At 62.7% G+C, this 15,824-nt stretch carries 26 protein-coding genes and 1 pseudogene; 25 read left to right on the top strand and 2 right to left on the bottom strand.

Annotation, left to right across the window (positions count from 1 at the left end; genetic code table 11):
* The 22 genes and pseudogenes from tuf to J7359_RS05930 form a co-directional block, all read left to right on the top strand.
* Window positions 1-127: pseudogene (tuf, locus tag J7359_RS06035) on the top strand (elongation factor Tu); the annotation flags it as partial.
* Between the two features lie 185 nt (window positions 128-312).
* The gene (gene rpsJ, locus J7359_RS06030; RefSeq protein WP_042247848.1) at window positions 313-621 is read left to right on the top strand and encodes a 30S ribosomal protein S10; all 309 of its coding nucleotides are present in this window, start codon (window positions 313-315) and stop codon (window positions 619-621) included.
* 11 nt (window positions 622-632) lie between these two features.
* On the top strand, window positions 633-1,499 hold the full coding sequence (gene rplC, locus J7359_RS06025) for a 50S ribosomal protein L3 (RefSeq protein WP_209055628.1): 867 nt from the start codon (window positions 633-635) through the stop codon (window positions 1,497-1,499).
* A complete protein-coding gene (gene rplD / locus J7359_RS06020) occupies window positions 1,496-2,116 on the top strand; it encodes a 50S ribosomal protein L4 (protein WP_209055627.1) in 621 nt (206 codons plus the stop codon). Before rplC ends, rplD begins: the two co-directional genes overlap by 4 nt.
* Window positions 2,113-2,409 (top strand): 50S ribosomal protein L23, encoded by a 297-nt coding sequence (locus tag J7359_RS06015; protein WP_209055626.1) that lies wholly within the window; start codon window positions 2,113-2,115, stop codon window positions 2,407-2,409. Before rplD ends, J7359_RS06015 begins: the two co-directional genes overlap by 4 nt.
* Before the next feature lie 98 nt (window positions 2,410-2,507).
* A complete protein-coding gene (gene rplB, locus J7359_RS06010; RefSeq protein WP_209055625.1) occupies window positions 2,508-3,344 on the top strand; it encodes a 50S ribosomal protein L2 in 837 nt (278 codons plus the stop codon).
* Window positions 3,345-3,347: 3 nt separating this feature from the next.
* On the top strand, window positions 3,348-3,626 hold the full coding sequence (gene rpsS, locus J7359_RS06005; RefSeq protein WP_147095517.1) for a 30S ribosomal protein S19: 279 nt from the start codon (window positions 3,348-3,350) through the stop codon (window positions 3,624-3,626).
* Between the two features lie 5 nt (window positions 3,627-3,631).
* Complete coding sequence (gene rplV, locus J7359_RS06000; protein ID WP_209055624.1) at window positions 3,632-4,012, top strand: 50S ribosomal protein L22; 381 nt, start codon at window positions 3,632-3,634, stop codon at window positions 4,010-4,012.
* Window positions 4,012-4,722, top strand: a complete 711-nt coding sequence (rpsC, locus tag J7359_RS05995; RefSeq protein WP_209055623.1) for a 30S ribosomal protein S3 — start codon at window positions 4,012-4,014, stop codon at window positions 4,720-4,722. Before rplV ends, rpsC begins: the two co-directional genes overlap by 1 nt.
* Window positions 4,723-4,734: 12 nt before the next feature.
* Window positions 4,735-5,148, top strand: coding sequence for a 50S ribosomal protein L16 (gene rplP, locus J7359_RS05990; protein ID WP_209055622.1), 414 nt, complete (start codon window positions 4,735-4,737; stop codon window positions 5,146-5,148).
* Between the two features lie 202 nt (window positions 5,149-5,350).
* A complete protein-coding gene (gene rpmC / locus J7359_RS05985; protein ID WP_209055621.1) occupies window positions 5,351-5,557 on the top strand; it encodes a 50S ribosomal protein L29 in 207 nt (68 codons plus the stop codon).
* A gap of 12 nt (window positions 5,558-5,569) precedes the next feature.
* Window positions 5,570-5,815 carry a 30S ribosomal protein S17 gene (gene rpsQ, locus J7359_RS05980; RefSeq protein ID WP_209055620.1) on the top strand — a complete coding sequence of 82 codons (246 nt, stop codon included), beginning with the start codon at window positions 5,570-5,572 and terminating at the stop codon, window positions 5,813-5,815.
* An 88-nt stretch (window positions 5,816-5,903) separates the two neighbouring features.
* Window positions 5,904-6,272 carry a 50S ribosomal protein L14 gene (rplN, locus tag J7359_RS05975; protein WP_010400243.1) on the top strand — a complete coding sequence of 123 codons (369 nt, stop codon included), beginning with the start codon at window positions 5,904-5,906 and terminating at the stop codon, window positions 6,270-6,272.
* The gene (gene rplX, locus J7359_RS05970; RefSeq protein ID WP_209055619.1) at window positions 6,272-6,577 is read left to right on the top strand and encodes a 50S ribosomal protein L24; all 306 of its coding nucleotides are present in this window, start codon (window positions 6,272-6,274) and stop codon (window positions 6,575-6,577) included. The genes rplN and rplX overlap by 1 nt, the downstream gene beginning before the upstream one ends.
* On the top strand, window positions 6,577-7,137 hold the full coding sequence (gene rplE / locus J7359_RS05965) for a 50S ribosomal protein L5 (RefSeq protein ID WP_209055618.1): 561 nt from the start codon (window positions 6,577-6,579) through the stop codon (window positions 7,135-7,137). Before rplX ends, rplE begins: the two co-directional genes overlap by 1 nt.
* Window positions 7,138-7,156: 19 nt before the next feature.
* Window positions 7,157-7,462, top strand: a complete 306-nt coding sequence (gene rpsN, locus J7359_RS05960) for a 30S ribosomal protein S14 (RefSeq protein ID WP_209055617.1) — start codon at window positions 7,157-7,159, stop codon at window positions 7,460-7,462.
* Window positions 7,463-7,477: 15 nt separating this feature from the next.
* On the top strand, window positions 7,478-7,870 hold the full coding sequence (gene rpsH, locus J7359_RS05955) for a 30S ribosomal protein S8 (protein ID WP_209055660.1): 393 nt from the start codon (window positions 7,478-7,480) through the stop codon (window positions 7,868-7,870).
* A 12-nt stretch (window positions 7,871-7,882) separates the two neighbouring features.
* A complete protein-coding gene (gene rplF, locus J7359_RS05950) occupies window positions 7,883-8,416 on the top strand; it encodes a 50S ribosomal protein L6 (protein ID WP_209055616.1) in 534 nt (177 codons plus the stop codon).
* 12 nt (window positions 8,417-8,428) lie between these two features.
* Window positions 8,429-8,788: a 50S ribosomal protein L18 gene (rplR, locus tag J7359_RS05945; protein ID WP_209055615.1), complete on the top strand. Its 360-nt coding sequence runs from the start codon at window positions 8,429-8,431 to the stop codon at window positions 8,786-8,788.
* A gap of 131 nt (window positions 8,789-8,919) precedes the next feature.
* The gene (rpsE, locus tag J7359_RS05940; protein WP_209055614.1) at window positions 8,920-9,516 is read left to right on the top strand and encodes a 30S ribosomal protein S5; all 597 of its coding nucleotides are present in this window, start codon (window positions 8,920-8,922) and stop codon (window positions 9,514-9,516) included.
* 10 nt (window positions 9,517-9,526) lie between these two features.
* Window positions 9,527-9,715 carry a 50S ribosomal protein L30 gene (gene rpmD, locus J7359_RS05935; protein ID WP_209055613.1) on the top strand — a complete coding sequence of 63 codons (189 nt, stop codon included), beginning with the start codon at window positions 9,527-9,529 and terminating at the stop codon, window positions 9,713-9,715.
* 202 nt (window positions 9,716-9,917) lie between these two features.
* On the top strand, window positions 9,918-10,634 hold the full coding sequence (locus J7359_RS05930) for a hypothetical protein (protein ID WP_209055612.1): 717 nt from the start codon (window positions 9,918-9,920) through the stop codon (window positions 10,632-10,634).
* Between the two features lie 62 nt (window positions 10,635-10,696).
* On the opposite strand, the gene J7359_RS05925 is transcribed toward J7359_RS05930, so the two are convergent.
* A complete protein-coding gene (locus tag J7359_RS05925; RefSeq protein WP_209055611.1) occupies window positions 10,697-11,824 on the bottom strand; it encodes an aminotransferase class V-fold PLP-dependent enzyme in 1,128 nt (375 codons plus the stop codon).
* A 138-nt stretch (window positions 11,825-11,962) separates the two neighbouring features.
* Here J7359_RS05925 and J7359_RS05920 point away from each other — a divergent pair, with 138 nt between their 5' ends.
* From J7359_RS05920 to J7359_RS05910, 3 genes are read left to right on the top strand one after another with little or no spacing between them, the layout of a single operon-like run.
* A complete protein-coding gene (locus tag J7359_RS05920; RefSeq protein ID WP_209055610.1) occupies window positions 11,963-12,661 on the top strand; it encodes a type 1 glutamine amidotransferase in 699 nt (232 codons plus the stop codon).
* On the top strand, window positions 12,658-14,016 hold the full coding sequence (locus J7359_RS05915; RefSeq protein WP_209055609.1) for a glutamine synthetase family protein: 1,359 nt from the start codon (window positions 12,658-12,660) through the stop codon (window positions 14,014-14,016). Before J7359_RS05920 ends, J7359_RS05915 begins: the two co-directional genes overlap by 4 nt.
* On the top strand, window positions 14,013-15,323 hold the full coding sequence (locus J7359_RS05910; RefSeq protein WP_209055608.1) for an FAD-binding oxidoreductase: 1,311 nt from the start codon (window positions 14,013-14,015) through the stop codon (window positions 15,321-15,323). Before J7359_RS05915 ends, J7359_RS05910 begins: the two co-directional genes overlap by 4 nt.
* Window positions 15,324-15,328: 5 nt before the next feature.
* Here J7359_RS05910 and J7359_RS05905 read toward each other — a convergent pair whose 3' ends face one another.
* Window positions 15,329-15,790 carry a TerB family tellurite resistance protein gene (locus J7359_RS05905; RefSeq protein ID WP_209055607.1) on the bottom strand — a complete coding sequence of 154 codons (462 nt, stop codon included), beginning with the start codon at window positions 15,788-15,790 and terminating at the stop codon, window positions 15,329-15,331.
* Window positions 15,791-15,824: the final 34 nt, after the last annotated feature.

Below are 15,824 nucleotides of genomic sequence, written 5' to 3'. Positions count from 1 at the left end.
GGGCGACAACCTGAAGTTCACCGTCGAACTGATCGCCCCGATCGCCATGGAAGACGGCCTCCGCTTCGCCATCCGCGAAGGCGGCCGCACCGTCGGCGCTGGCGTCGTCTCCAAGATCATCGAGTGACGATGTGATCCGGAAGCCGCGTTCCGCGCGGCTTTCGCGATCCACGACATTTTCCCCCGAAAGGGGGTTGCTATCGGGCAAAGCGGCCGCTATTTGGCCGCTCTGCTTATTACTACGGTTCGACGCAGGCTTCGCGTGGTGCGGGGTCTGCCTCTCAACTGAAATCCCATCCGAGGGATACAAGAATGCAAAGCCAGAATATCCGCATCCGGCTGAAGGCGTTCGATTACCGCGTGCTGGACGCCAGCACCCAGGAAATCGTCAACACCGCCAAGCGCACCGGCGCGACCGTTCGGGGCCCGATCCCGCTGCCGAACAAGATCGAGAAATTCACCGTCCTGCGTGGCCCGCACATCGACAAGAAGTCGCGTGACCAGTGGGAGATCCGCACCCACAAGCGCCTGCTGGACATCGTCGATCCGACCCCGCAGACCGTTGACGCCCTGATGAAGCTCGACCTCGCCGCCGGCGTGGATGTCGAGATCAAGGTCTGAGGGAGGCGAGTATGCTGCGTACTGGTGTTATCGCCAAGAAACTGGGCATGACCCGGCTGTTCCTCGAGGACGGCCGTCAGGTTCCGGTCACCGTCCTGCAACTGGACAATCTGCAAGTCGTGGATCAGCGCACGGTCGAGCGTGACGGCTATACCGCCGTTCAGCTTGGTGCCGGTGTCGCCAAGGCCAAGCGGACGACTGCCGCGCTGCGCGGTCACTTCGCCAAGGCCTCGGTCGCGCCCAAGCGCAAGATTGCCGAGTTCCGCGTTGCCGCAGAGAACCTGATCAATGTCGGGGAAGAGATCACGGCTGACCACTACTTCGCTGGTCAGTTCGTCGACATCGCCGGCACCTCGATCGGTAAAGGTTTTGCGGGCGCGATGAAGCGTCACAATTTCGGTGGTCTTCGCGCCTCGCACGGCGTGTCGATCAGCCACCGTTCGCATGGTTCGACCGGTCAGTGTCAGGACCCCGGCAAGGTCTTCAAGGGCAAGAAGATGGCCGGTCACCTGGGTGCCGTGCGTATCACGACCCAGAACCTGCAGGTCGTCCGCACCGACGCCGAACGTGGTCTGATCATGGTCAAGGGCTCGGTTCCCGGCTCGAAGGGCGGTTGGGTCACCATCAAGGACGCCGTCAAGAAGGCGACGCCCGAGAACGTGATCTATCCGGCTGCGCTGAAATCGGCTGCCGAAGAGGCAAAGCGTGCCGCCGAGGAAGCCGCGGCACAGGCCGCTGCCGAGGAAGAAGCCGCCCGCAAGGCCGCCGAGGCCGAGGCTGCTGCTGCCGAAGAAGCCGCGCTGAAGGAAGCCGAAGCCTCGATCCAGTCCGACAAGGCTGACGACGGCGATGCTGCGCCTGAAGGAGACAAGGAATGAAACTCGACGTGATCAAGCTGGACGCCGGCAAGGCCGGGTCCATCGAGCTGGCCGACGAGGTGTTCGGCCTGTCCCCGCGCGGCGATCTGTTGCAGCGTGTCGTGCGCTGGCAGCGTGCCAAGGCACAGGCGGGCACCCACTCGGTCCTGGGCAAGTCGGATGTCAGCTATTCGACCAAGAAGATCTATCGCCAAAAGGGCACCGGCGGCGCGCGCCACGGTTCCAAGAAGGCACCGATCTTCCGTCACGGCGGCGTCTACAAGGGCCCGACCCCGCGTTCACACGCCTTCGATCTGCCGAAGAAGGTGCGCGCACTGGGTCTGAAGCATGCCCTGTCCGCGAAGGCGAATGCCGGTGAACTGGTCGTGGTCGAGGATCTGAACCTCGCCGACGCCAAGACCGCTGCCGTCGCCAAGGCCGTCAAGGAAAACGGCTGGAAGCGCGTGCTGGTGATCGACGGTGCCGAAGTCAACGAAGGCTTCGCCCGCGCCGCCCGCAACATCGAAGGCGTGGATATCCTGCCGTCGATGGGCGCAAACGTCTATGACATCCTGAAGCGCGACACGCTGGTGATCACGCGGGCGGGTGTCGAAGCCCTGGAGGCTCGTCTGAAATGAGCGCGAAAGCTGAACATTACGACGTGATCGTCAAGCCGGTCATCACCGAAAAGGCCACGCTGACCTCGGAGAACAACGGCGTTGTCTTCCAGGTCGCCAACGACGCGACGAAACCGCAGATCAAGGAAGCGGTCGAGGCGCTGTTCGGTGTGAAGGTGAAGGCGGTCAACACCACCATCACCAAGGGCAAGCAGAAACGCTTCCGTGGTCAGCTTGGCCGCCGCAGCGATGTGAAGAAGGCCTATGTGACCCTGGAAGAGGGTAACACTATCGACGTCTCGACGGGACTCTGATAGACGGCTGCGAATCTGCGGCCCCGGCGATCGTCCGGGGCCGCTGATCTTTTGGACGAAACGGACCACCTCGGTCCAAAGCAACGGAAGACAGAAAGATGGCATTGAAGTCGTATAAACCGACGACGCCTGGCCAGCGCGGGCTGGTTCTGATCGACCGTTCGGAGCTTTGGAAAGGTCGCCCGGTCAAAACCCTTACTGAGGGTCTGACCAAGAAAGGCGGCCGGAACAACACCGGACGGATCACCATGCGCCGCAAGGGCGGCGGGGCGAAGCGCCTGTATCGCATCGTCGATTTCAAGCGCAACAAGTTCGATGTGGCTGCGGTGGTCGAACGGATCGAATACGATCCCAACCGCACCGCCTTTATCGCGTTGATCAGCTATGAAGATGGCGAGCGCGCCTATATCCTTGCACCGCAGCGTCTGGCCGTGGGCGACAAGATCCTCGCTGGCACCAAGGTCGACGTGAAGCCGGGCAACGCAATGCCCTTCAGCGGCATGCCGATCGGCACGATCGTGCACAACGTCGAACTGAAGCCCGGCAAGGGCGGCCAGATCGCACGTTCCGCTGGCACCTATGCCCAGTTCGTGGGTCGTGACGGCGGTTACGCCCAGATCCGCCTCAGCTCGGGCGAGCTGCGGATGGTCCGTCAGGAATGCATGGCCACCATCGGTGCCGTGTCGAACGCCGACCATTCGAACCAGAACCTGGGCAAGGCCGGCCGGAACCGCCACAAGGGCATCCGTCCGTCCGTGCGCGGTGTCGCGATGAACCCGATCGATCACCCGCATGGTGGTGGTGAGGGTCGCACCTCGGGTGGCCGTACGCCGGTGACACCCTGGGGCAAGGACACCAAGGGCAAGAAAACCCGGACCAACAAGGCGACCGACAAGTATATCCTGCGGTCGCGTCACCAGAAGAAGGGGCGTTAATCCATGGCACGTTCTGTTTGGAAGGGCCCCTTTGTTGACGCCTATGTGCTCAAGAAAGCGGAGAAGGCCCGCGAGTCGGGGAAATCCGACGTCATCAAGATCTGGTCGCGTCGTTCGACCATCCTGCCGCAATTCGTCGGTCTGACCTTTGGCGTCTATAACGGCCAGAAGCACATCCCGGTGAACGTGTCCGAGGACATGATCGGTCAGAAATTCGGTGAATACTCGCCCACGCGGACCTATTACGGTCACGCGGCGGACAAGAAAGCCAAGAGGAAGTAATCGTCATGGGTAAGGAAAACAATCCGCGCCGCGTGGCGGAGAACGAGGCTTTCGCAAAGACGAAAATGCTTCGCACCTCGCCGCAGAAGCTGAACCTCGTGGCTCAGCTGATCCGGGGCAAGAAAGTCGATCGCGCGCTGGCCGATCTGACCTTTTCGCACAAGCGCATCGCCGGCGACGTGAAGAAATGCCTTCAGTCCGCCATCGCGAACGCCGAGAACAACCACGGACTCGACGTCGATAACCTGATCGTCGCAGAAGCCTGGGTCGGCAAGAACCTGGTGATGAAGCGTGGCCGTCCGCGGGCGCGTGGCCGCTATGGCAAGATCATGAAGCCGTTTTCGGAAATCACCATCAAGGTGCGCCAAGTCGAGGAGCAAGCGTAATGGGTCAGAAGGTCAACCCCATCGGGATGCGCCTCCAGGTGAACCGCACCTGGGACAGCCGCTGGTACGCAGATGACAAGGAATATGGCGATCTTCTGCTTGAAGACCTGAAAATTCGGGACTTCATCAAGAAGGAAGCCAAGCAGGCCGGCATCAGCCGCGTCATCATCGAGCGTCCGCACAAGAAATGCCGCGTCACGATCCATGCCGCTCGGCCTGGTGTGATCATCGGCAAGAAGGGTGCCGACATCGAGGTGCTTCGCAAGAAGTTGTCGAACTTCACCAAAAGCGATGTGAACCTGAACATCGTCGAAGTCCGCAAGCCCGAAGTCGATGCAGCCTTGGTCGCCGAATCGATCGCGCAGCAGCTTGAGCGTCGTGTTTCGTTCCGCCGCGCCATGAAGCGTTCGGTTCAGAACGCCATGCGCATGGGTGCCTTGGGCATCCGCGTGAACGTCGCTGGTCGTCTGGGCGGCGCCGAGATCGCACGGACCGAATGGTATCGCGAAGGCCGTGTGCCGCTGCACACGCTTCGTGCCGACATCGACTATGCGCTGGCCGAAGCCATGACCCCGTACGGGATCATCGGTGTGAAGGTCTGGATCTTCAAGGGCGAGATCATGGAGCATGACCCGCAGGCTCGCGACCGCAAGGCCGCCGAGGCGCAGGAAGGTCCGGCTCCGCGTGGTCCGCGCCGCGACGCCCGGTAAGGAGAACGACAAATGCTGCAACCAAAACGGACCAAGTTCCGCAAACAGCACAAGGGCCGGATCCACGGCAACGCGAAGGGCGGGTTCGACCTGAACTTTGGCTCGTTCGCGCTGAAGGCCACCGAACCCGAGCGTGTCACCGCCCGTCAGATCGAAGCGGCCCGCCGCGCGATCACCCGTCACATGAAACGTCAGGGCCGGGTCTGGATCCGGATCTTCCCGGACGTTCCGGTTTCCTCGAAGCCGACCGAAGTTCGGATGGGTAAGGGCAAGGGCTCGATCGATTTCTGGGCAGCCCGTGTCCACCCGGGCCGGATCATGTTCGAGATCGACGGTGTCAACGACGTGATCGCCCGCGAGGCCCTGCGCTTGGGCGCGATGAAGCTGCCGGTCCAGACTCGCATCGTCGCGCGCGAAGACTGGTAAGAACGCTGCGCTGATGCGCAAGCCATGACAAAGGCCCCGCCGGACACGGCGGGGTTTGCCTTTTCCCGGCCGCGCCGGGGAAAGGGGTTGCAAAATTCCGGGTCCGCCTGTATGGGCAGGCCTTCATCACGAAACTCCACCGGAATCAGGGTGGCCCGGACAATCCGGGGCTCTCCGGTGATGTGGGAAAGGACGACGCGTAATGGACGCGCAAGAACTGAAATCGAAGACGCCCGACCAGCTGAAGGAACAGCTTGTCGCGCTGAAGAAAGAGGCCTTTAACCTGCGTTTCCAGCAGGCCACCGGTCAGCTTGAGAACACCGCCCGCATGCGCACCGTGCGCCGCGACGTGGCGCGTGTGAAGACCATTCTGAACCAGAAAGCGGCCGATGCCGCTGCAGCGAACTGAGGAGGCTGACCCATGCCCAAACGCATCCTGCAAGGCAAGGTCGTCTCGGACAAGAACGAGCAGACCGTGACCGTTCTGGTCGAGCGCCGCTTCAAGCATCCGCTGCTGCACAAGACCGTGCGTCTGTCGAAGAAGTTCCGCGCCCATGACGCGGAGAACCAGTTCAAGGTCGGGGACACCGTTCGCATCGCCGAATGTGCGCCGATCTCGAAGACGAAACGCTGGACTGTCCTGACGGACGAAGCCGCTTCGGCGTAAGTCCTTCATCACAGATCAGAAATGATCGAAACCCTGGGGCCGGACGCGAGACATTCCGGATCGGTCCCCAAAGGTCGGGAGAAACCAAATGATCCAGATGCAGACCAATCTGGATGTCGCTGACAACTCCGGCGCTCGCCGGGTTCAGTGCATCAAGGTCCTGGGTGGTTCGCACCGTCGCTATGCGTCGGTGGGCGACATCATCGTGGTGTCCGTCAAGGAAGCCATCCCACGGGGCCGGGTCAAGAAGGGCGACGTCCGCAAGGCCGTGGTCGTTCGGACCGCCAAGGAAGTAAAGCGCGAGGACGGAACCTCGATCCGCTTCGACCGTAACGCCGCCGTCATCCTGAACAACCAGGGGGAACCGGTCGGCACCCGTATTTTCGGGCCGGTCGTGCGCGAACTGCGCGCCAAGAACTTCATGAAGATCATCTCGCTTGCGCCGGAGGTGCTGTGATGGCTGCCAAGCTGAAAAAGGGCGACAAGGTCGTCGTGCTGGCCGGCAAGGACAAGGGCAAGCAGGGCGAAGTCACCGCCGTCATGCCCAAGGACAACAAGGCCGTGGTTGACGGTGTGAACGTCGCCATCCGCCATACCCGCCAGTCGCAGAACAGCCAGGGTGGACGTGTGCCGAAGGCGATGCCGATCGACCTGTCGAACCTGGCCCTCATGGACAAGAACGGCAAAGCGACCCGCGTCGGCTTCCGCGAGGAAGACGGCAAGAAGGTCCGTTTCGCCAAGACCACGGGAGACGTGATCTGATGTTGGACAAGACCAATTACACGCCCCGCCTGAAAGCGCAGTTCCGTGAGACCATCAAGGCGGCGCTGAAGGAAGAGTTCGGCTACAAGAACGACATGCAGATCCCGCGTCTGGACAAGATCGTCCTGAACATGGGCATCGGCGAGGCCGTCAAGGACACCAAGAAGGTGAAGCAGGGCGCTGAAGAGCTGTCGCTGATCGCCGGTCAGAAGGCTGTCATCACCAAGGCCAAGAACTCGATCGCCGGGTTCCGCGTCCGTGAGGAAATGCCGCTGGGTGCCAAGGTCACGCTGCGTGGCGACCGGATGTATGAATTCCTGGATCGTCTGATCAATATCGCGCTGCCCCGCGTCCGCGACTTCCGCGGCGTGAAGGGCACCTCTTTCGACGGCCGCGGCAACTATGCCATGGGCCTGAAAGAGCACATCGTGTTCCCGGAAATCAACTTCGACCAGGTCGACGAAGTTCTGGGGATGGACATCATCATCTGCACCACCGCGAGGACCGACGCGGAAGCGAAGTCGCTGTTGAAGCATTTCAACATGCCGTTCAACAGCTGAGTCGCGGAGGGAAAGAGATATGGCAAAGAAATCGATGGTAGAGCGCGAGAAGAAGCGCGAGCGCCTGGTGGCTCAGTACGCCGAAAAGCGTGCGGCCCTGAAAGAGGTCATCAACGACCAGTCCCGTCCGATGGAAGAGCGGTTCAAGGCTTCGCTGAAGCTTGCCGAACTGCCGCGCAATTCGTCGGCGACGCGTCTGCACAACCGGTGCCAACTGACCGGTCGTCCGCACGCGTATTACCGCAAACTGAAACTGTCGCGGATCATGCTGCGCGAGCTTGGCTCGCAGGGGCAGATCCCCGGCCTGGTCAAGTCCAGCTGGTAAGGGGAACTGAGCATGATGAACGATCCTCTCGGTGATATGCTGACCCGCATCCGCAATGCGCAGATGCGTGGCAAATCCACCGTTCGCACCCCGGCCAGCAAGCTGCGCGCCTGGGTTCTGGATGTCCTTCAATCCGAGGGATACATCCGCGGGTATGAAGAAGTCACCACCGATGCCGGCCACAAAGAGCTGGAAATCGGCCTGAAATATCACGATGGCACCCCGGTTATCCGGGAATTGTCGCGCGTATCGAAGCCGGGTCGCCGCGTCTATGCAGGCGCGCAGGCTCTGCCGCAGGTCCGTCAGGGCCTTGGCGTTTCGATCGTGTCGACCCCCAAGGGTGTCATGTCTGATGCAGCGGCTCGGACTGCCAATGTCGGCGGCGAAGTCCTCTGCACCGTATTCTAAGGAGGGCAGCAGATGTCTCGGATTGGTAAGAAACCGGTCGAACTGCCCAAGGGCGTGACGGCCGAAGTGAAGGGCCAGACGATCGAGGTGAAGGGTCCCAAGGGCACCCGCAGCTTCACCGCAACGGATGACGTCGATCTGATGATCGAAGAAGGCACGATCCTCGTCAAACCGCGCGGTCTGTCAAAGCGTGCTCGGCAGCAGTGGGGCATGACCCGCTCGATGGTCGAGAACCTGACGGTCGGCGTGTCTGACGGCTTCAAGAAAGAGCTGGAGATCCAGGGCGTGGGTTACCGCGCGCAGATGCAGGGCAAGACCCTGAAACTGTCCCTGGGCTACAGCCACGAGGTGAACTTCGAGACCCCGGAAGGTGTCACGATCACCGCGCCGAAGCAGACCGAGATCGTCGTCGAAGGCGTCGATCAGCAGCTGGTCGGCCAGGTCGCAGCCAACATTCGCGAGTGGCGTCAGCCCGAGCCCTACAAGGGCAAAGGCATTCGCTACAAGGGCGAGTATATCTTCCGCAAGGAAGGCAAGAAGAAGTAAGGGGCGCATGAAATGGCACTGAAAAAGCAAGAGCTGTTCCAGAAGCGCCGCCTGCGCGTTCGGAACAAATTGCGGGCGATGTCGAACGGCCGTCCGCGTCTGTCGGTCCACCGTTCGTCGAAGAACCTCTCGGTTCAGATCATCGACGATCTGAAGGGCGTGACCCTGGCCTCGGCCAGCACGCTGGAGAAGGATTTCGGCGTGATCGGCAAGAACAACGTCGAGGCTGCGGCCAAGATCGGTTCCGCGATCGCGGAACGTGCGAAGAAAGCCGGCGTGGAAGAAGTTGTCTTCGACCGCGGCGGGTTCATCTTCCACGGCAAGATCAAGGCACTGGCCGATGCGGCGCGCGAAGGCGGGCTGAAATTCTGATGCTGCGGGCGGCGCCCACCGCAAGGTCGGCGCCGCCCCGATGATCCGGGGGCGTGGGGGTCTGTTCTCACGCCCACCTGGATTGACCATAACGGCGCGCGCTGGTTGCGCCACGATGAAAGGATTGCCTTATGGCAGAACGTGATAACCGCCGGGGTCGTCGCGACGACCGTGACGAGAACCCGGAATTTCAGGATCGTCTGGTTGCGATCAACCGCGTGTCGAAAACCGTCAAGGGCGGCAAGCGCTTTGGCTTCGCGGCCCTGGTGGTCGTGGGCGATCAGCGTGGTCGCGTCGGCTTCGGCAAGGGCAAGGCCAAAGAGGTGCCCGAAGCGATCCGCAAGGCTACCGAACAGGCCAAGCGCGGCATGATGCGTGTGCCGCTGCGCGACGGTCGCACCCTGCACCATGACATCGAAGGTCGTCATGGCGCCGGCAAGGTGATCATGCGGACCGCCGTTCCGGGGACCGGCATCATCGCCGGTGGTCCGATGCGCGCCGTGTTCGAGATGCTGGGCGTTCAGGACGTCGTCGCCAAGTCGCAGGGGTCGCAGAACCCCTACAACATGATCCGCGCCACGCTGGACGGTCTGCGCAAGGAATCGAGCCCGCGTTCGGTCGCGCAGCGTCGTGGCAAGAAGGTCGCCGACATCCTGCCGTCGCAGGAGAAGGCACCGGAAGCGACGGTTGGCACCGATGCCACCGTGACCTCGGCAGCGCAGGCGTAAGGAGTAGGACATGGCCAAAACCATCGTCGTCAAGCAGATCGGCAGCCCGATCCGCCGCCCCGCCATCCAGCGCGAGACGCTGAAAGGCCTGGGCCTGAACAAGATGAACCGCACGCGTGAACTGGAAGATACTCCGTCGGTGCGCGGCATGGTCGCCAAGATCCCGCATCTGGTGACGATCATCGAAGAAAAGAACTGACTTGAAAGGCCGGGGAGACCCGGCCTTTTCCATTCTGGACCCCAATATGGGTTCCGGGTGTCACGACCCGCGCTGACGGGGATGCAACAGCGCATCAGTTCCGTCCGGCCGCACGCCCAGGATCTTCCGCCAGGTAATATATCTGGCAAAGGCAAGATCGTTGGGATATCGCTTGAGCAACCAGTGGTTGCATGCGGCGACAATGACAGCGGCGCGCCTTCTTTTCATCTGTTTCGTCGCCGCGATTGCAGTCACGCCGGCATGGGCCAGCCCGTGGCCGCGCCAGACGGGCAGTACCTTCACATCGCTGTCGACCGAGATTGATCGGGACGGTAACAGCTATTCTTCGATCTACGCCGAATACGGGCTTGCGCCGGGAAACACGCTTGGCCTTGAAGCCGGTCACAGCAACGCGGGCGAAACAAGGGCCTTGATCTGGCTGCAGCGTGCGCTGGACGACGGGACTGGCGCCAACCGGTTCAGCGCGGCGGTGGGGCTGGGCGTGATCCGGCGCGGCGGGCTGTTCTATCCGACGGGCCAGATTGCCGGCGGTTGGGGGCGCGGCCTCGAAACCAGCCTGGGCGATGGCTGGCTGACCATCGAAGCCAAGCTGGAAATGTCCGGCGGAATGGATCTGCAAGCCATGATGTCACGCGAGGCAACCGCGCAAGACACTTATCTGACGCCCGAGTATCTGGCCAAGGCGGAACTGACTTTCGGACTTCGCCCGGATCGGAACTGGATGGTGATCAACCAGCTGCGCATCGAGGATCGCAGCGATGACGAGCTTTCGGTCAAATATGCCGGGTCGCTTGTCCGCGAGGTGATCGGCCCCATGAAGTTGGAACTGGGCGGGGTCTTGCCGGTGCGGGGGCCGGGGCAGCCCGCCGTCAAGATCGGAACCTGGCTGGAATTCTAGCTTGTGCAAGCCCCGCAGCCGACCCTGTGCCGTTCGGCATCCGGGTCGGCGGCGGCGAAAGATCAGTCTTTGCCGGGCAGGATGCGGTCCAGAACGACCCGCAGACGTTCGACGGTGCCTTCGACATCCTTCAGCTTGTCCAGCCCGAACAGCCCAAGCCTGAAGGTCGAGAACCCATCACCTTCGCCAACGGCAAGAGGCACACCGGCCGCGATCTGCAAGCCCTCGGCTGCGAATTTGCGCCCTGATTTCACATCCGGATCATCGGTATAGGACACCACAACGCCCGGCGCGCCGAAGCCCGGTGCCGCGACCGAACGCAGTCCGCGGGCGGCCAGCATCTCGCGTACGGCGTCGCCCAGACGCCATTGCGCCTTGCAGGCGGCATCAAAGCCCATCTCGCGCGTTTCTTGCATGGCGTCGCGCAGTCCGGTCAGCGCGTCGGTCGGCATCGTGGCGTGATAGGCGTGTCCGCCATCCTCGTAGGCGGCCATGATCGCGCGCCATTTCTTAAGATCCAGTGCAAAGCTGTCGCTTTCCGTCTCGGCCATCCGGGCAGCCGCGCGGTCGGACAGCATGACCAGCCCCGCCGATGGCGAGGCCGACCACCCCTTTTGCGGGGCCGAGATCAGCACATCGACACCCGTCGCGCGCATATCCACCCAGACCGCGCCCGAAGCGATGCAATCCAGCACCATCAGCGCGCCGACCTCGTGCGCGGCTGCGGCCAGCGCGGTGATATAGTCATCGGGCAGGATCAGCCCGGCGGATGTCTCGACATGCGGGGCGAACACCGCGTCGGGGCGGACGTCGCGGATCTTGGCCGTAACCTCGTCGATGGGGGGAGGCGCATAGGCCGATTGCGCGTCGTTGCCCGCAGGGCGCGCCATGGCGATGGTCGTTTCCCGTGCAAAGCCGCCCGCTTCGAAGATCTGGCTCCAGCGATAGCTGAACCAGCCGTTCCGCACGATCAGGGCATGCGCATCGCGTCCGAACTGACGGGCGACCGATTCCATCGCATATGTGCCGCCCCCCGGCACGATCGCCACTTGATCCGCGCCATATACCTCGCGCAGGGATGCCGACAGATCGCGCATTACGGACTGGAATGACTGCGACATGTGGTTCAACGAACGATCGGTGAAAACGACCGAGAATTCTTGCAAGCCGTCCGGATCGACACGGGACATGGCAGCCTCCTGATGTGTTGCTGGGCGCAGGCTAGACCGGGTCGGCGCCGGGCACCAGACCGCCAAACGGTGCAACCCCTTGCGGCCCCCCCGCGCAGAGGACTACGTTGGGCACATCGGCAACATCGCAGGTTTTTCATGCGTATCGGCATACTTCAATGCGGCCAGTCGCCCGCGCAGTTGAAGGAAGATCTGGGCGACTATCCGGACATGTTCGTCCGGCTTCTGGACGGGCGGGGGTTCGACTTCCGCGTCTGGCACGTCGAGGCAATGGAGTTTCCCGGCAGCATCGACGATGCCGATGGCTGGCTTCTGACCGGTTCGCGTCACGGCGCGTATGAAGATCACGACTTCATTCCGCCGCTGGAGGATTTCATCCGTCGCGCCTATGCCCAAGGGGTTCCACTGGTGGGGATCTGTTTTGGCCACCAGATCATCGCGCAGGCGCTTGGCGGCAAGGTCATCAAGCATCCCGATGGATGGGCAGTGGGTGCGCAGGATTATGATTTCGACGGGCAGCCGGTGACACTGAATGCCTGGCATCAGGATCAGGTCGTGTCGCTTCCCGAGGATGCCGATGTCGCGGGCCGCAACGCGTTCTGCCAGAACGCGGCGCTGATCTATGGCGACCGCGCCTATACGGTTCAGGCCCATCCCGAATTCGACGACGCTTTCGTGCAGGGTCTGATGGACACCCGCGCCAAGGGTGTCGTGCCGCAGGATCTGCTGGATGCCGCATCGCGGCGGATGGGGGACAGCAAGGGTGCGGCGCTGCTGGCCGAAAAGATCGAAGCATTCTTCAAGCAACCGCGCAAACTGGCAAAGGGGGCTGCATGAGCGGCACATGGATCGAACGTGTGCCCGCCGCGGCGCGCGAATACCTGTCCGGCCGCAGGCTGGACGAAGTCGAATGCATCGTCGCCGATATTGCAGGCGTGGCGCGTGGAAAGGCCATGCCCGCGTCTAAGTTCGCGCATCAGGACAAGTTCTATCTGCCGAACTCGATCTTCCTGCAGACCATCACGGGGGAATGGGCCGAAAATCCGTCCGGTGCCTTCACCGAACCCGACATGATCCTGACCCCGGACTACAGCACCGCCTCGGCGGCGCCATGGACGGCGGACTGGACCATGCAGGTCATCCACGACGCCCATGACCAGCAGGGCAACCCCGTGCCGATCGCACCGCGCAATGTCCTGAAAAGGCTGGTCCGGCTATACGAGGAAAAGGGCTGGAAGCCCGTCGTGGCGCCCGAGATGGAGTTCTTTCTGGTCGCGCGCAACGTGGACCCGAACCAGCCGATCATCCCGCCGATGGGCCGCACCGGCAGGCGCGCCGCCGCCAAGCAGGCCTATTCGATGTCGGCGGTGGACGAATACGGCAAGGTGATCGACGATATCTATGATTTCGCCGAGGCGCAGGGGTTCGAGATCGACGGCATTCTTCAGGAAGGCGGCGCCGGTCAGATCGAGATCAACCTCAACCACGGCGATCCAGTGGCACTGGCCGACGAGATCTTCTTCTTCAAGCGTCTGATCCGCGAGGCGGCACTGCGCCACGACTGTTTCGCGACGTTCATGGCAAAGCCGATCGAGGGCGAGCCGGGCAGCGCGATGCATATTCATCACTCGATCGTCGATCTGAAGACCGGCAAGAACATCTTTTCGGATGATCGCGGGCGCGAAACCGACGCATTCCTGCATTTCATCGGCGGCATGCAGCGGCACCTGCCGGCGGCGGTTGCGCTGCTGGCGCCCTACGTCAACAGCTATCGCCGCTATGTCCCTGATTTCGCGGCGCCGATCAATCTTGAATGGGGACGCGACAACCGCACGACCGGATTGCGCGTGCCGATTTCGGGGCCCGAGGCGCGGCGGATCGAGAACCGGCTGGCCGGGATGGATTGCAACCCGTATCTGGGGATCGCGGCCAGCCTTGCCTGCGGCTATCTGGGCCTGCTCGAACAAGAGGGGCCGCGTGCCGAATGTCTGGGCGACGCCTATATGTCCCGCGACGAACTGCCCTATAACCTTGGCGACGCACTGGACATCATGTCCGAGAGCCTGCCCATGCGCGAGGTGCTGGGCGACGAGTTCGTGGATGTCTACGAGGCAGTGAAACGCAACGAATACAAAGAGTTTCTACAGGTCATCAGCCCGTGGGAACGGGAACATCTGCTGTTGAACGTATGAACCTGCTCTATGCGAACGACCGGCAGGGCGAATATCCGCCCAGCCTGTATGCCCAGACGAAAATGCCGCTGGACCCGTTTCCCCAACAGAAGGGCGAGACGCGCTGTGACGTTGCGGTTGTGGGTGGCGGCTATGCGGGGCTGTCGGCGGCGCTGCATCTGGCGCGGGGTGGCCATGACGTGACCCTGCTGGAGGCGCATCGCGTCGGTTTCGGGGCGTCGGGGCGCAACGGCGGGCAGGTCGGGTCCGGGCAGCGGCAAGAAGTCGACTGGCTTGAAAAGCATCTGGGCCGAGAGACCGCGCGCCGTCTGTGGGATCTGGCCGAGGATGCAAAGGCGCTGGTGCGGGATCTGGCGCATGAATCCGGTGTGCCGGTCCGTGACGGTATCGCCCATGCGTGTCGCAGCGAATCCGAGGTGGATCATGCGCGCCGGATGGCGGATCATCTGGCCTCTCGCTATGGCTACGACAAGGTTCAGGTGCAGGATCGCGATGCGCTGGCCGGGTTGCTGGGCAGCGATGCCTATGTGGGCGGCGATGTCGATTGGGGGGCGGCCCATCTGCACCCGCTGAACCTGGCCCTTGGCATCGCGCGGCTGGCCGACGCGGCCGGGGCGCGCATCCGCGAGAACAGCCATGTCCACAGGATCACCCATGCGCGCAAGCCCGGTGAGAAGACCGTCGTGCATTGCGATACGGGCCGGGTGATCTGCGATCAGGTCATTCTGGCTGGCAACGGCTATCTGGGCGATATCGCGCCCAAGGTCGCTGCGCGGGTGATGCCGATCAACAACTATATCGTCGCGACCGAGCCGCTGGATGATCGCTTTGCCGAGATCCTGCCGCGCAACACCGCCGTCGCCGACACGAAATTCGTGGTCAATTACTGGCGGATGGATGATGAGCGCAGGCTGATTTTCGGCGGCGGCGAAACGGTCACCTATCGCTTTCCCCAGGATATCGCCAGCGTCGTTCAGCCGCATCTGCTGGCCGTCTATCCGCAACTGCAGGGAATGCGCCTGACGCATGCCTGGGGCGGCACGCTGGCGATCACCATGAACCGGATGCCGTGTTTCGCACGGCCCGCGCCGAATTGCCTGTCGGCCAGCGGATTTTCTGGTCATGGTGTCGCGATGGCGACCCTTGCGGGGCGGTTGATGGCTGACGCTGTGGCCGGGCAGGCGGCAGGGTTTGACGCGATGGCGGCCGTGCCGACGCGCCCCTTTCCGGGGGGACGGGCGCTGCGCGGACCCTTGCTGGTCGCGGGAATGTCGTGGTTTGCGCTGCGCGACAGACTTGGATTCTGACTGGATCAGTCGCTGGCCGGACCCATGTCCGACAGAACCTTTTGCCTGATCAGGGCGGAATCCCGGTCCGTAACCCCCAGCAGACCGGCCACAAGCCGGATCATCGATTCCTCGTCCATGTCCCGCCGTTGGTCCGCATAGGCGATTTCCCACATGGCGGCCAGCACGCCGGTCCGGTCTTCCAGCGCGATCCGGTCCTTGATCAACCGGGTAAAGCGTACGGTGTCCGGGGCCTCGGCCTCGATCATTTCCGCGGCCGCGCGGCGTTCGGCCGCTTGGTCCGGGGTCAGGCCGCGCCTGCGCGCCAGCACGCGGTCGATGCGCTGGCGTTCGGACAGTTCATAATGATCATCTGCGCGCGCCACGCGTACCAGCAGCGCGGCGATTGCGACCTCGGCATCCTGCGCGGCCAAGGGCTGTGGCGCGGGATCTTCGGTAAAGAGGCGGGACAGCAGATTGCGAAACATGCCGTTGAGCATACTGGATATTTCAGCCGCGACA

Origin of the sequence: Paracoccus sp. R12_2 (assembly GCF_017744015.1) — a bacterium.
Lineage (GTDB): Bacteria > Pseudomonadota > Alphaproteobacteria > Rhodobacterales > Rhodobacteraceae > Paracoccus.
This window is presented reverse-complemented; position numbering and strand designations above follow the sequence as displayed.